This window comes from Hathewaya massiliensis (genome assembly GCF_902143515.1).
Classification (GTDB): domain Bacteria; phylum Bacillota; class Clostridia; order Clostridiales; family Clostridiaceae; genus Hathewaya; species Hathewaya massiliensis.
Genome location: NZ_CABFVD010000004.1, coordinates 130,442 through 144,351, shown reverse-complemented (window position 1 = coordinate 144,351; position 13,910 = coordinate 130,442). Strand labels below are relative to the sequence as shown.

At 29.1% G+C, this 13,910-nt stretch carries 12 protein-coding genes; all 12 read left to right on the top strand.

What is annotated here, in order from left to right; translation table 11 throughout:
- The first annotated feature begins 5 nt into the window (after nucleotides 1-5).
- The 12 genes from FNZ64_RS09165 to FNZ64_RS09110 all read left to right on the top strand — a co-directional run bounded on the left by FNZ64_RS09165 (nucleotide 6) and on the right by FNZ64_RS09110 (nucleotide 13,755).
- Nucleotides 6-1,016, top strand: coding sequence for an AI-2E family transporter (locus FNZ64_RS09165; protein ID WP_142414503.1), 1,011 nt, complete (start codon nucleotides 6-8; stop codon nucleotides 1,014-1,016).
- Nucleotides 1,017-1,220: 204 nt separating this feature from the next.
- Entirely contained in the window at nucleotides 1,221-3,860 is a 2,640-nt protein-coding gene (alaS, locus tag FNZ64_RS09160) for an alanine--tRNA ligase (RefSeq protein WP_142414502.1), read from the top strand.
- 89 nt (nucleotides 3,861-3,949) lie between these two features.
- Nucleotides 3,950-4,201, top strand: a complete 252-nt coding sequence (locus FNZ64_RS09155; RefSeq protein WP_142414501.1) for an IreB family regulatory phosphoprotein — start codon at nucleotides 3,950-3,952, stop codon at nucleotides 4,199-4,201.
- Between the two features lie 158 nt (nucleotides 4,202-4,359).
- Nucleotides 4,360-4,773, top strand: a complete 414-nt coding sequence (ruvX, locus tag FNZ64_RS09150; RefSeq protein WP_142414500.1) for a Holliday junction resolvase RuvX — start codon at nucleotides 4,360-4,362, stop codon at nucleotides 4,771-4,773.
- Nucleotides 4,774-4,825: 52 nt separating this feature from the next.
- Nucleotides 4,826-5,080, top strand: coding sequence for a DUF1292 domain-containing protein (locus FNZ64_RS09145; protein WP_142414499.1), 255 nt, complete (start codon nucleotides 4,826-4,828; stop codon nucleotides 5,078-5,080).
- Between the two features lie 174 nt (nucleotides 5,081-5,254).
- Nucleotides 5,255-5,722 carry a Fur family transcriptional regulator gene (locus FNZ64_RS09140; protein ID WP_142414498.1) on the top strand — a complete coding sequence of 156 codons (468 nt, stop codon included), beginning with the start codon at nucleotides 5,255-5,257 and terminating at the stop codon, nucleotides 5,720-5,722.
- 65 nt (nucleotides 5,723-5,787) lie between these two features.
- A complete protein-coding gene (locus FNZ64_RS09135; RefSeq protein ID WP_142414497.1) occupies nucleotides 5,788-7,455 on the top strand; it encodes a ribonuclease J in 1,668 nt (555 codons plus the stop codon).
- A 136-nt stretch (nucleotides 7,456-7,591) separates the two neighbouring features.
- Nucleotides 7,592-9,418 carry a translational GTPase TypA gene (gene typA, locus FNZ64_RS09130; protein WP_142414496.1) on the top strand — a complete coding sequence of 609 codons (1,827 nt, stop codon included), beginning with the start codon at nucleotides 7,592-7,594 and terminating at the stop codon, nucleotides 9,416-9,418.
- Nucleotides 9,419-9,449: 31 nt separating this feature from the next.
- A complete protein-coding gene (locus tag FNZ64_RS09125) occupies nucleotides 9,450-10,106 on the top strand; it encodes an O-methyltransferase (RefSeq protein ID WP_142414495.1) in 657 nt (218 codons plus the stop codon).
- A 2-nt stretch (nucleotides 10,107-10,108) separates the two neighbouring features.
- The gene (locus FNZ64_RS09120) at nucleotides 10,109-11,341 is read left to right on the top strand and encodes a peptidase U32 family protein (protein ID WP_142414494.1); all 1,233 of its coding nucleotides are present in this window, start codon (nucleotides 10,109-10,111) and stop codon (nucleotides 11,339-11,341) included.
- Nucleotides 11,342-11,353: 12 nt separating this feature from the next.
- Complete coding sequence (gene udk / locus FNZ64_RS09115; RefSeq protein ID WP_142414493.1) at nucleotides 11,354-11,974, top strand: uridine kinase; 621 nt, start codon at nucleotides 11,354-11,356, stop codon at nucleotides 11,972-11,974.
- Between the two features lie 194 nt (nucleotides 11,975-12,168).
- Nucleotides 12,169-13,755, top strand: coding sequence for a penicillin-binding transpeptidase domain-containing protein (locus tag FNZ64_RS09110; protein WP_185903737.1), 1,587 nt, complete (start codon nucleotides 12,169-12,171; stop codon nucleotides 13,753-13,755).
- Nucleotides 13,756-13,910 lie beyond the last annotated feature (155 nt).

Sequence of the window (13,910 nt, the reverse complement as noted above, 5' to 3'; positions counted from 1 at the left end):
ATCATATGATGAAAAATAAAAAGACCTTACTAATTTCTTTTTTAATATTTTTCTTTTTATTGGCAGTTTACTTTTTGTTAAAGATTCCCTTTGTATATACTCTTTTTAAAGTAATTATATATTCCTTTTTATTTACATATACATTAAAGCCTATATATAATTATATGATAAGTAAGGGAGCTAAAAAAGGGTTGTCTGCACTTATTTTGGTATTAATATTATTTGTAATATGTATTGCATTAAGTAGTATTTTAATTCCTAAATTTGTATGGGAAGTACTATCTCTTAAAGAAAACTTTGGAGTTATAATATCTTATGTAAATGATATTTTAGGAAATATAAAGCTATTACAAAATAACCATCTTTTTAAGAATTTAATTAGAAAAATTGTGACCTTAGGAAGTGAAACTGCTGAATCTATAGTTTTTGGAATTATGTCCTTAAGTCAAAATTTTGGAACTTATTTAATTATGCCAGTACTTATATATTATTTTTTGGTAGATGGAGAATGGTTTTTAGATAAAATATTGTTTTTTATAAATTGTGAAAAAAGAAGATTCATAAAAAAAATGGTAAGTCATATAGACTGTATTTTAAGCAAATATATATTAAGTCAAATTATTTTAAGTATAATAACAGGAATTTTAACATTTATAATATTGCATTTCTTAAATGTGAAGGGTGCTTTAATACTTTCGGTATTTAATGGAATTTTAAATATTATACCATTCTTTGGCCCTGTAATAGGTGCAATTCCTGCAATAGCCATAGCTTCTTTTAGTTCATTATCACAGGGATTTTGGGTAGCATTTTGGATTATAGTAATGCAACAAATAGAGGGAAACTGTATATCACCAAAAATTGTAGGAGAACTTGTAAATATTCATCCTGTGGTAGTAGTCTTACTTCTCGTAGTGGGAGGAGAAATCGGAGGATTTATAGGTATGCTCATGGCTATTCCCATAGGAGTCATAGTAAAAGTGGTTTTTGAAGATATAAATTATTATTTTTACTAGAAAAATGCTATAAAATACAATATATGTGTAATACTATATAGAAATATTGACATAAGTTATGATTTTTTTTATAATCAAAATAAACAGTATGCTATATAAAGCCTTAAAGTTAAATAGTACTTTAATGCAAAGCTTTTGTTTCTTTAAAAGAAGTGAAAGTTTTTTGTTTATTAATGAATAAAATCCAGGTTGGAGGAGATTATAATGAAAAAAATGGGATTAAATGAATTAAGAGAATCCTATCTCAAGTTTTTTGAAAGTAAATCTCATTTAAGATTACCAAGTTTTTCTTTGGTACCTGAAAATGATAAAAGTTTATTACTTATAAATGCTGGTATGACTCCTATGAAGGCATACTTTACAGGACTTCAAACACCACCTAGCAAAAGAATAACTACTTGTCAAAAGTGTATAAGAACTGGAGATATAGAGAATGTAGGTAAAACATCAAGACATGCTACTTTCTTTGAAATGTTAGGAAACTTTTCTTTTGGAGATTATTTTAAAGAAGAGATAATACCATGGTCTTGGGAGTTTATAACAAAGACTTTGGAAATACCAAAGGATAAGCTTTATGTTACCATATATTTAGATGATAATGAGGCTTATGATATTTGGACAAAAAAAACAGATATAGAACCTAGTAGAATATTTAGGTTAGGAAAGGCAGATAATTTTTGGGAACATGGAACTGGACCTTGCGGACCTTCATCAGAAATTCACTTTGACAGAGGGGAAAAACTTATAACATCTTCTGAAGAATTTATTGAAGCTAGTGATAGAGATGAAGTTGTGGAGTTTTGGAATTTAGTATTTACTCAATTTAACAAAGAAGAAAGTGGAGAATATACTGAACTTAAAAATCCTAACATAGATACAGGAATGGGCCTAGAAAGAATAGCTACTATAATGCAAGGAGTAAATACTATTTTTGAAATAGATACTATTGAGAATATTTTAAAGGAAGTTTCTAAAATATCAGGTACAGAATATGGTAAAGATAAACAAACAGATACTTCTTTAAGAATTATAACTGACCATATAAGAAGTGTTACATTTATGATAAGTGATAACATACTTCCTTCAAATGAAGGAAGAGGATATGTGTTAAGACGTTTACTTAGAAGAGCTTCTCGTCATGGAAGATTACTAGGACTAGAAGGAGTATTTTTAAATGGTTTATGTGATGTAGTTATAGAAAACTCAAAAAATGCATACCCAGAATTAGAAGAAAAGAAAGATTATATTAAAAAGATAATAAAGTTAGAAGAAGAAAGATTTTCTGAAACTATTGATTCTGGAATGGATATTTTAAAGACATATATAGAAGAGTTAAAAGAAAATAATGAAACTACTTTAAGTGGAGATAAAGCATTTAAACTTTATGATACTTATGGATTTCCAATTGAACTTACAGAAGAAATATTAGAAGAAAATAAGCTTAACCTAGATAATAAAGCTTTTGAAATCAAAATGGAAGAACAGAGGAATATAGCAAGAGCTTCTAGAAGTGAATCTAATTATATGGGAAAAGAACTTACCATAGTAGATAATATTCCTAAAGAAATAGAAACAGAATTTAAGGGGTATAGCGATACCACATTAAATTCTGAGGTAACTTTTATTATAAAGAACAATAATTTTGAAAATAGTGTATCTCAAGGTGAAGAGGCTATAATATTAACTTCAAAAACTCCTTTTTATGCTGAAATGGGTGGCCAAATAGGAGATACAGGTATTATTGTAGGAGAAGGATTTAAGGCTAAGGTTCTCGATTGTCAAAAGAACATATCAGGTAAAATAATGCACTTTATAAAATTGGAAGAGGGAAGATTAAATATTGGTGACAAGGTTGAACTTTCAGTAGATATTGAAAGAAGAAAAAATGTATGCAAAAATCATACAGCTACACACTTACTTCATTCAGCTTTAAGAAAGGTATTAGGAGAGCATGTTCATCAATCTGGCTCCTACGTAAATGGAGAGAGATTAAGATTTGACTTTACTCACTTCCAAGCTTTAACAGAAGAAGAAATTAAAAAGATTGAAGAGCTTGTAAATAAAGAAATAATGAATGGGGATATAGTAAAAACAGATATAATGTCTATTGAAGAGGCGAAGAAAAGCGGAGCAGTAGCTTTATTTGATGATAAATATGCAAATGAAGTTAGGGTTGTATCTGTTGGTGATTTTAGTAGCGAACTATGTGGTGGAACTCATGTTAAAAATTCTTTTGAAATAGGTGGAATTAGAATTCTTTCCGAGTCAGGAGTTGCAGCTGGAGTAAGAAGGATTGAGGCTTTAACAGGAAAAGCTCTTATAGACTACATGATAGAAAAAGAAGAGCTTCTTAAAGCAGCTTGTACTTTAATGAAGTGCTCAGAAAAAGATTTATTAAATAAGATCGAAAATCAAGCTTATGAAATAAAGGAAATGGAAAAGGAACTTCAAAATATTAAAAATGAAATGTCAAAGTCTATGGAAGATGATTTCTTTAAAGATATAAAAGAAGTAAAAGGAATTAAAATAATCTATAGTACAGTTAAGAATATGGATGGAGACACTTTAAGAGAATTAGTAGATAGATTAAGAAATAAATTAGGATCAGGGCTAGTCATCTTAGGAAGTGAAGATGAAGGAAAAGTAAATTTCACTGCTATGGCAACTAAAGATGTAATATCTTCTGGAGTACACTGTGGAAAAATTGTAAAGGAAGTTGCAGCTATAACAGTTGGCGGTGGTGGTGGCAGACCTGATATGGCACAAGCTGGAGGGAAGATTCCTGAAAAGTTAGAGGAAGCTATTTCTTTAGTTCCAACCATCTTAGAAAAGTTTTTAAAATAAGTTTTAAATAATTTAATTTTAAATTTTTCCAATATGTGATAGAATATATGTATTAATCTATCGTTAAAAGATGAATTGAGGTGATCTAGATGGTAGATGATAGAACTTTACAGTTTAATACTATTAGGGATAAAAGTGCAATAACAAAAGAAATACTAACAGAAGTATTTAACTCTTTACAAGAAAAGGGGTATAATCCTATAAACCAACTAGTTGGTTACTTTATATCCGGGGATCCTAGCTATATAACTAATTATAATGGGGCTAGATCTTTAATCAATAAGATAGAAAGAGATGAAATACTAGAAGAAGTATTAAAACATTATTTAGATGTTAAATAATAAAGATGCCCTTTTGGGCATTTTTATTTTAGGCTGTGTTAGATGAAAAGATCTAACAAAGCCTTATTTTAAAATTTATTATAAAATAATATAGAGTATTATAGATATATGTGCAAATAATACGATTATATAGACTAAGATTTAAAGGAGTTTTAAATATGAGAATTCTTGGGTTAGATATAGGAGATAGAACTATAGGTGTTTCTATTAGTGATCCCCTTGGCTTTACAGCACAAGGAATAACTACTATTAGAAGAAGAAATGAAGAATATGATTTAGAAGAATTAAAAAAGATTTGTAAGGAATATTCAGTGGAGAAGATTGTGTCTGGACTTCCCAAAAATATGAATGGAACCATAGGACCACAAGGAGATAAGGTAAGAGAGTTTGCTGAAAAAATAAGAGAAAATCTAAATTTAGAAGTAATTTATTGGGATGAAAGATTAACTACTGTTGCCGCTAATAGAGCTATGTTAGAAGCAGATTTATCAAGGAAAAAAAGGAAAAAAATAGTTGATAAAATAGCATCTACATATATATTGCAGGGATATTTAGATAGTAAACAAAAATAACTTGAATAAACTTTATAAAAATATATAAAATAAAAGTATAGGAGTGTTTAGGTTGGAGAAAAAATTAGAAACTATAGTCTTAATGGATGAAAATAATAAAGAGGTGGAGTTTGAAGTAGTAGAAAAAGTTTTAGTAAAGGATGATAAGTATATAATTGTAACGCCCTTAGAAGATGATTCAGATGAAGCCATAGCACTTAAAATGGAAGAGGGAGAAGAAGGACAATGTATTTTTAAGCCTGTAGAAGATGAAGAGGAATTACAACTTGTAGAAAGAGCTTATGAAGAAATTATTGAGGAAGAATAAACCCCTATTTCATAGTGCAAAATAGAAACTAGATGAATATTATCAATTGACAATTATTATTTATTATATTAAAATGAATATATATTTAAAACTAAAGCAATAAATTCATATATAATAAAAGTAATAAATTTCATATATAATATATGTAGTTTAAAAGAAATGAGGGAATGAAATATGTCTAAATTATCTCCTGATAAATTATTAGAATTAAAAGATGTTTTAAAAGAAAAAGGATATAAATTAACACCACAAAGAAGAGCAATTCTAAATTCAATCATAGAAAATGATGGAAAACATTTAACTGTAGAAGAATTATATGAAGAAGTAAAAAAAGATTGCCCAGAAATAGGGCTTGCTACTGTATATAGAACAGTTCAATTATTAGAAGAAGTTGGCTTTATTTGTAAACTAGATTTTGATGATGGATGTAGTCGTTATGAGCTTATAAATGAAGATGAAGAGCACCATCACCATCATTTGATCTGTAATGCTTGTGGTAAGGTTATTGAAGTTGAAGGGGATTTATTAGGGGAGTTAGAAGATAATATAGAGAAAAATTATAAATTTAAAGTCCTTAATCACAGTGTAAAATTCTATGGGATTTGTAGTGAATGTAAGGATTATAAAGAAGAAAATGAATAAAGGGTACACCTTTTATTTATATATAAATTAATTTACGCAAAAACTTAATAAAGGAGGGTAGAACTTTGCGAAAAGAAAAGGACAAAATTAGAATTATACCTCTTGGGGGACTAAATGAAATCGGAAAAAACTTAACTGCATTTGAATTTAAAAATGAAATTGTAGTTATAGATTGTGGGTTAAAGTTTCCTGATGATGAAATGTTAGGTATAGACGTAGTAATACCTGATGTAACTTATCTAATTAAAAATAGAGATAAGGTAAAAGGAATTTTCCTAACACATGGTCACGAAGACCATATAGGAGCATTACCATACGTATTAAAACAGATAAATGTTCCAGTGTTTGGAACAAAATTAACTTTAGGAATGGTAGAATCAAAGTTAAAAGAGCACGGATTATTAAGTTCTACAGTTTTGAGAAGAGTTAACCCGAAGGATGTGGTTAAGCTTGATAATATTGCAGTGGAATTTATTAAGACTAGTCATAGTATAGCAGATTCAGCGGCTATAGCTATACACACACCTATAGGAATAGTACTTCATACAGGAGATTTTAAAATTGATTTTACTCCTATTGATGGTTCTGTAGCAGATCTTGCTAGATTTGCAGAAATCGGAAAAAAAGGCGTGCTTGTAATGTTAGCTGATAGCACAAATGTTGAAAGACCTGGATATACTATGTCTGAAAGGACAGTGGGAGAAGCTTTTGAAAACATATTTATGAAAGCTAAAGGGAGAATAATTGTTGCAACCTTTGCCTCAAATGTTCACAGAATTCAACAAGTTTTTTCAGCTGCTCAAAAGTACCAAAGAAAAGTTGCTGTATCAGGAAGGAGCATGGAAAATATAGTTTCTGTAGCTATAGAACTTGGATATTTGACAGAAACAGAAGATACTTTAATTAGTATAGATGAGATAGGTAAGTACCAAGATGATAGAATAGTTATAATTACTACAGGAAGTCAGGGAGAACCTATGTCAGCTCTTTCTAGAATGGCCGCTTCAGAACATAAAAAATTAAATATTCAAAAAGGTGATATGGTTATAATTTCTGCAACACCAATTCCGGGAAATGAAAAATTGGTTTCAAAAGTAGTAAATCAATTATTTAAAAAAGGTGCAGATGTTATATATGAAGCCTTAGCTGATGTTCACGTTTCAGGCCACGCTTGCCAAGAAGAGCTTAAATTAATGCATACTTTGGTTAAACCTAAGTTTTTTATTCCAGTACATGGTGAGTATAGACATTTAAAACAACATGGTGAACTTGCAATGAAACTTGGATTAAAAGAAGAAAATGTTCTTCTAGGAGATAATGGTGATATTATAGAAGTATCTAGAGATTGTATCAGAAAAAATGGTTCTGTAATATCTGGGCAAGTATTTGTAGATGGACTAGGTGTTGGTGATGTTGGTAATATTGTATTAAGAGATAGAAAACATTTATCTCAAGATGGTATATTAACTGTAGTTGTTACTATAGAAAAAGAGAGTGGAAAAGTAGTTGCAGGGCCTGACATTATTTCAAGAGGATTTGTATATGTTAGAGAATCTGAAGATCTAATTGATGAAGCTAAAGAACAGGTTAAAATTGTGTTAAAAGGATGCGAAGAGAAGAAAATCAAGGAATGGGCAACTATTAAATCTAGTGTAAAAGATGTTTTAAGAAACTTTTTATATGAAAAAACAAAGAGAAATCCAATGATTTTACCGATAATTGTAGAAGTTTAGTAGCTTTTATTTGACATTTTATAAACATGCGATTAGAATAAAATAAGGTTTTAAATTAAGATTGGATACAAAATAGTATCCAATTTTTCTTTGGAAAAAATTTAAAGACACAGATGAATAACTTGGAGGAGTTTTTATGAATATATTTGAAAGAAATGATATAAGAAACATAGCTATAATAGCCCACGTTGACCATGGTAAGACTACTTTGGTTGATGCACTTTTAAAACAAAGCAATGTTTTTAGAGAAAATGAAAAGGTAGAAGAAAGAGTAATGGACTCTAATGATCTTGAAAAAGAAAGAGGAATTACTATTCTATCAAAGAATACTTCAGTAACTTATAATGGAGTGAAAATAAATATTATTGATACCCCAGGACATGCTGATTTTGGAGGAGAAGTAGAGCGAGTACTTAAAATGGTTGATAGCGTACTTCTTGTAGTAGATGCTTTTGAAGGAGCTATGCCACAGACAAAATTCGTTCTTAAGAAAGCATTAGAACTAAACCTAAAACCTATCGTTGTAATAAATAAAATTGATAAAGCAAATGCAAGACCAGAAGAAGTAATAGATGAAGTTTTTGATCTATTTGTAGAATTAGGCGCTAATGATGAACAATTAGATTTTCCTATAGTGTATTGCTCAGCTAAATCAGGTATTGCAAAGCATGAAATTTCAGATGAAGGTACTGGAATGGAGCCTTTATTTCAAACAATAATTAAAAATGTTAAATCTCCTGAAGGATATTTAGATCAGCCTTTGCAACTTTTAATTTCTAGTATAGACTACAATAGTTTTGTTGGTAAAATTGGTATAGGTAAGATTATAAGAGGAAAAATAAAGAAAAACCAACAAGTAGCTCTTTTAAGAAAAGATGGCTCTCAAAAGAGTGTTAAGATATCTAATCTATATGTATATGATGGTTTAAATAGAGTGGAAACTGAAGAGGCTATGCTTGGAGATATAGTTGCTGTATCTGGAATTTCAGATATAAATATTGGTGAAACCATAGCAGATATAAATAATCCAGAGGCATTACCTTTTGTAGAAATTGATGAACCAACTTTAAGTATGAACTTTTTAGTAAATAACTCTCCTTTTGCAGGAAAAGAGGGGGACTATGTAACTTCAAGACATATAAGAGATAGATTAATGAAAGAACTTGAAACTAACGTAAGTTTAAAAGTTGAAGAAACTGATTCTGCAGATTGCTTTAAGGTAAGTGGAAGAGGAGAATTACACTTATCTATATTAATAGAAACTATGAGAAGAGAAGGGTACGAATTCCAAGTTTCAAAACCAAGTGTTATTTATAAGCATGAGAATGGTAAGAAATTAGAGCCTATGGAGGAACTTACAATAGACGTACCAGAAGAATTCATGGGTGTAGTTATGGAAAAACTTGGACCTAGAAAAGCTGAAATGAAAAATATGACTTCAGCAGTTAATGGTTATGTAAGATTAGTCTTTGACATACCTTCAAGAGGATTAATAGGCTTTAGAAACGAGTTTATGACTGATACCAAAGGAAATGGTATAATGAATCATGTTTTAACAAGCTATGAGCCATATAAAGGAGATATTCCTGAAAGAAGTAGAGGATCTTTAGTAGCTTTCGAAGGTGGGACTGCTATTACTTATGGTTTATTTAATGCCCAAGAAAGAGGAATGTTATTTATAAACCCAGCAATAGATGTGTATGAAGGGATGATTGTTGGAGAAAACTCAAGACCTGGTGATATTGAAGTTAATGTATGTAAGAAAAAGCATTTAAGCAATACAAGATCATCTGGTTCTGATGATGCCTTAAAATTAGTACCACCTAGAATTATGAGTTTAGAGCAATGCCTAGAATTTGTGGCATCTGATGAACTTGTAGAAGTTACACCAAAGAGTATAAGATTAAGAAAAAGCATATTAGATACAACACAGAGAAAAAAATTAGTTAGTAGAAGTAAATAATAACCCTTTTAAATTGGAGGGAGAAAATAGTATGAGCGGAATAATGTATGATTACATGGAGACTTATATAAGAAGTCTTATAAAGGAGCAAGATGATGTCTTGCTCCAAATTGAGAAGTATGGAAGAGAAAATAATGTTCCCATAGTACAAAAAGAAACTGCAAATTTTCTAAAGCTTATGATAGAAATTAAGAAACCTAATAGAATATTAGAGCTTGGAACAGCTATAGGATATTCTGCTATACTTATGAAGAGAGCCTGCACAGAAACAGTAGATATAACAACCATTGAAAGAGATGAAAATATGGTTGAAAAGGCAAGAGAAAATATTAATAAATATGGTTATTCTAATTCTATTAATATAGAACAAGGAGATTGTAAAGAGGTTCTAGAGAGGTTATGTGAAAATAAAGCAAAACCTTATGATATTATATTTATGGATGCAGGAAAGGGGCATTACAATCATTTTCTTCCTTATTGCTTAGAACTTTTAGATAAAGATGGTATAATTATAGCTGATAATGTGCTATTTAGAGGTATGGTAGCATCTAAAGAATTATTAGTTAGAAGAAAAATAACCATTGTAAAGAGAATGAAAAAATATTTAGAAGAAGTAAGTGGAGATAAATTTATAACATCAGTATTGCCCATGGGAGATGGGATAGCTGTTACTGTAAGGAGGAAATAAAATTGAAAAAACCTGAGTTGCTAGCACCTGCAGGTAATTTAGAAAAACTAATGACTGCCATAGATTTTGGAGCTGACGCTGTTTACCTTGGAGGGAATAAGTTAAATTTAAGGGCATTTGCTAATAACTTTGATTCAGAAGAATTAAAAACAGGTATAGAATATGCCCATACTAGAGGAAAAAGGGTATATGTTACTTTAAATGTATTTCCCCATAATGAGGATTTAGAAGGCCTTGAAGAATATCTTTTAGAATTATATAATTTAGGTGTAGATGCTATAATTGTATCTGACCCTGGGATTATAATGACAGCAAGGGAAGTAGCACCTGATTTAGAAATACATTTGAGTACCCAAGCAAACAATGTAAACTGGAAAGCAGCTAAATTTTGGTATAATCAAGGAATTAAGAGAATAGTTCTTGCAAGGGAACTTTCTATAGAAGAAGTTAGAGAAACTAAAGATAAGATACCAGAGGATATGGAAATAGAGGCTTTTGTCCATGGTGCTATGTGTATGTCTTATTCTGGAAGATGTTTTCTTTCAAATTATATAGTAGGAAGAGATTCTAATAGGGGACAGTGTGCTCAACCTTGTAGATATAAATACTATTTAATGGAGGAAAAGCGTCCTGGAGAACTTTATCCTATAATAGAAGATGACAGAGGAACATATATAATGAATTCTAAGGATTTATGTATGATAGAACATATTCCAGAATTAGTTGAAGCAGGCATAGATTCCTTTAAAATTGAGGGAAGAATGAAAAGCATGTTTTATGTGGCTTCAGTAACTAAGGCATATAGGGAAGCTATTGATACATATTTTAAGTCACCAGAAGAATTTAAATTTAAAGATAGATGGATGGACTACTTAATGAAACCAAGCCATAGGAAATACTTTACAGGGTTTTATTTTGGAGAAAAAGACAAGCAAGTTTATGATAGTTCAGCTTATGAAAAAAATTATAATATAATAGGAATTGTTCAATCCTTTGATAAGGAAACAATGGCTGCCACAGTTAAACAAAAAAATAAAGTAACTGTAGGTGAAACAGTGGAAGTTTTAAAGGCCCAAGGAGATAATGTAGAAATTAAAATAGAAGAGATGAAAAATGAAAAAGGTGAAAATATAGAAGCAGCACCTGCTGCAGAGATGATTTTTACTATTAAAGTTAATGAAGAACTTAAAGCAAAAGATATATTAATTAAAGCACAGGATATCATAAATATTTAAGGAGGATGACTAATGGAACAGCCACTTGTCATTGGAATTACTGGAGGCTCTGGTTCTGGTAAAAGTACTATTGCAAAAGAAATTTGTAAAAGATTTGGAGAAGACTCACTTTCAACATTAGAGATGGATTGTTATTATAAGAATCAAAGTAATCTTTCTTTTGAAGATAGAAGACTTACAAATTATGATCATCCTGATGCCTTTGATATGGATCTTTTAATTCAGCACATAGTAGAACTTATGAATGGAAAAAGTGTAGAAAAACCCCTATATGATTTTGAAATTCATAATAGAAAAAGTGAGACTATATTAGTTCAACCCAAAAAGATAATAATAGTAGAAGGAATATTAGTTCTTTTAGAAAGTAGACTTAGGGAGCTTTTAGACATAAAAATTTATGTGGATACTGATGCAGACGTTAGGTTTATTAGAAGACTTGTAAGAGACATAAATGAAAGAGGAAGAACTATTGAGTCTGTAATTGATCAGTATTTAGGAGTAGTAAGACCTATGCACATGCAATTTACTGAATCCACAAAAAGATACGCAGATATTATAATTCCTGAAGGTGGACATAATAAAGTAGCTATTGATTGTTTAGCATCTAAAATAGAAAGTATTCTTAAAGAATAAATATAATTTTATATTTTGTATAAAACACCTTATTTTGGGTATAATTTTACCTAAAGTGAGGTGTTTTTATGCTTAGAGAAAAAAAAACTATGTTACTTTTCTTACCTCCTAGAAAATACGAGCATAGAATAAAAAAAATATGTTTATTCTTAAGTTCAATATTTCTATTATTGATAGTGAGGTACTTATATGTAATGGTATTTGAAGGAGAGCAGCTAAAGTCAAAAGTGAATAGTCAATTTTTTTATACAGAAAATATGAAGGATAGAAATTATAAATTAATAGATAAAAATGGTAAAGAATTTATAGAATATGAAAAAAAATACTTTGCAGTCATAGATACAGGATTTTATTTAACTTATAATAAGAATAAGGAAAATGATAATATTAAAAAGGCAAAGTATATACTAAGGGACTATAAAAAAGAATATAACCTTCCAGATGAAATAGAAGATAGGGATTTTAATAAAAAAATAAAATATGAAATTAATAAGGAAACTTATGACAAGTTAAAAGAAGTTAGTGATATAAAAGGGTTTTATATTTACGATTATAATCAATCTAAGTTAGAAAAAAATTGGAATATAGTTAGTATTATGGATAGTGCTAATAATCTTAAAGATAGTTCATTAAAAAGCAAAGGGACTTTAGAAAAAACCATGCTTGACATAAGAAAAGAAAATGAAGTCGATAAGATTTTAGTTCAAAAAGAATTAGATACTCATGGTAAGAAAGTAATTTTAAAAAATAGCAATGAAAATTTAAATTTTAGGCTTACTCTAGATAAGGATATACAAAGTCATTTAGAAAATATAATAAGAAGCGAGAATTTTAAAAATTATAAGGATGTTGGAGTTATATTAATGGAAAGTGAAACTGGGAAAATACTTTCCATGGCTCAAAAAGATGATAATAAACCTAATATAAACATAGGAGCAGCTTCAAATAATGGATATTTTCCTGCTTCAATATTTAAAATAGTAACAGCTACTTCTGCTATTGATAATAATATATCTCACATGGATAAAATCTATAAAAGAAATAAAGATATAAAGGAATATAATAATAGGGAAAATATGTCCTTAAAAGAAGGCTTAATCTATTCGTCTAATGATATATTTTATCAAGTAGGAGAAGAAGTAGGGTTTAATAATATATATAAATATGCTAAAAAATTTGGACTCCTAGATACTGTTTTAGGACTTCAAGATGAAAAGAACGGTAAATTTGAAGTAGATAGGGAAAATGTATCTAGGGACGAAGTTAGACATAGTGCTATAGGACAGAAAATAAGAATAACTCCCATAGAAGCTATTAATATCCCTAATGTTATAATAAATAGTGGAAAGTTTGTTAGACCATATATAATAGATGCCATTGTGGATGAGAATAATAAAATAATTAAAAACATAGATAATAATAGTGAAAAAGTTATAAAAAATAGTACAGCAAAAATTATGGAAAATGCCATGATTGATGTTGTAGAAGATTCAGAGGGTACTGGTCATAAAGCTAAGGTTAAGGGAGTAAGGATAGGAGGAAAAACAGGTACATCAGAATATTATGAAATAAAAGATGGAAAGAGGCAAAAGTTTTCTGATGGATGGTTTACTGGCTTTTTTAGAATAAATAACAAGAATTATTCTATGGTAGTTTTAGTTAGAGATATAGATTGGGTTAAAAGAAAAGATGGAGGCAAAGAAGAGGATGGTGGTAATACTGCTGCTCCTATATTTAAAAAAATAGTAGAAAATTTTAATGAAAAAAATTTATTAAATTGATTAAAATATTAGAACTAATAAATCCTCTCATTTTATAAAAAATAACTATTTCAATATTAGAAAAATATGAAAAAATAATATAATAAAGGATTATAAATAAATATTGAAATTTAAATTAAATCATGTGATAATTATATAATAATATATTACAATAT

Bases quoted from the DNA above. Each gene is read 5' to 3' on its own strand.
- ruvX (WP_142414500.1), top strand. From the start codon at position 4,360: ATGAGAATTCTTGGGTTAGATATAGGAGATAGAACTATAGGTGTTTCT.
- udk (WP_142414493.1), top strand. From the start codon at position 11,354: ATGGAACAGCCACTTGTCATTGGAATTACTGGAGGCTCTGGTTCTGGT.
- FNZ64_RS09110 (WP_185903737.1), top strand. From the start codon at position 12,169: ATGGTATTTGAAGGAGAGCAGCTAAAGTCAAAAGTGAATAGTCAATTT.
- FNZ64_RS09140 (WP_142414498.1), top strand. From the start codon at position 5,255: ATGTCTAAATTATCTCCTGATAAATTATTAGAATTAAAAGATGTTTTA.
- alaS (WP_142414502.1), top strand. From the start codon at position 1,221: ATGAAAAAAATGGGATTAAATGAATTAAGAGAATCCTATCTCAAGTTT.
- FNZ64_RS09125 (WP_142414495.1), top strand. From the start codon at position 9,450: ATGAGCGGAATAATGTATGATTACATGGAGACTTATATAAGAAGTCTT.
- FNZ64_RS09165 (WP_142414503.1), top strand. From the start codon at position 6: ATGATGAAAAATAAAAAGACCTTACTAATTTCTTTTTTAATATTTTTC.
- typA (WP_142414496.1), top strand. From the start codon at position 7,592: ATGAATATATTTGAAAGAAATGATATAAGAAACATAGCTATAATAGCC.
- FNZ64_RS09155 (WP_142414501.1), top strand. From the start codon at position 3,950: ATGGTAGATGATAGAACTTTACAGTTTAATACTATTAGGGATAAAAGT.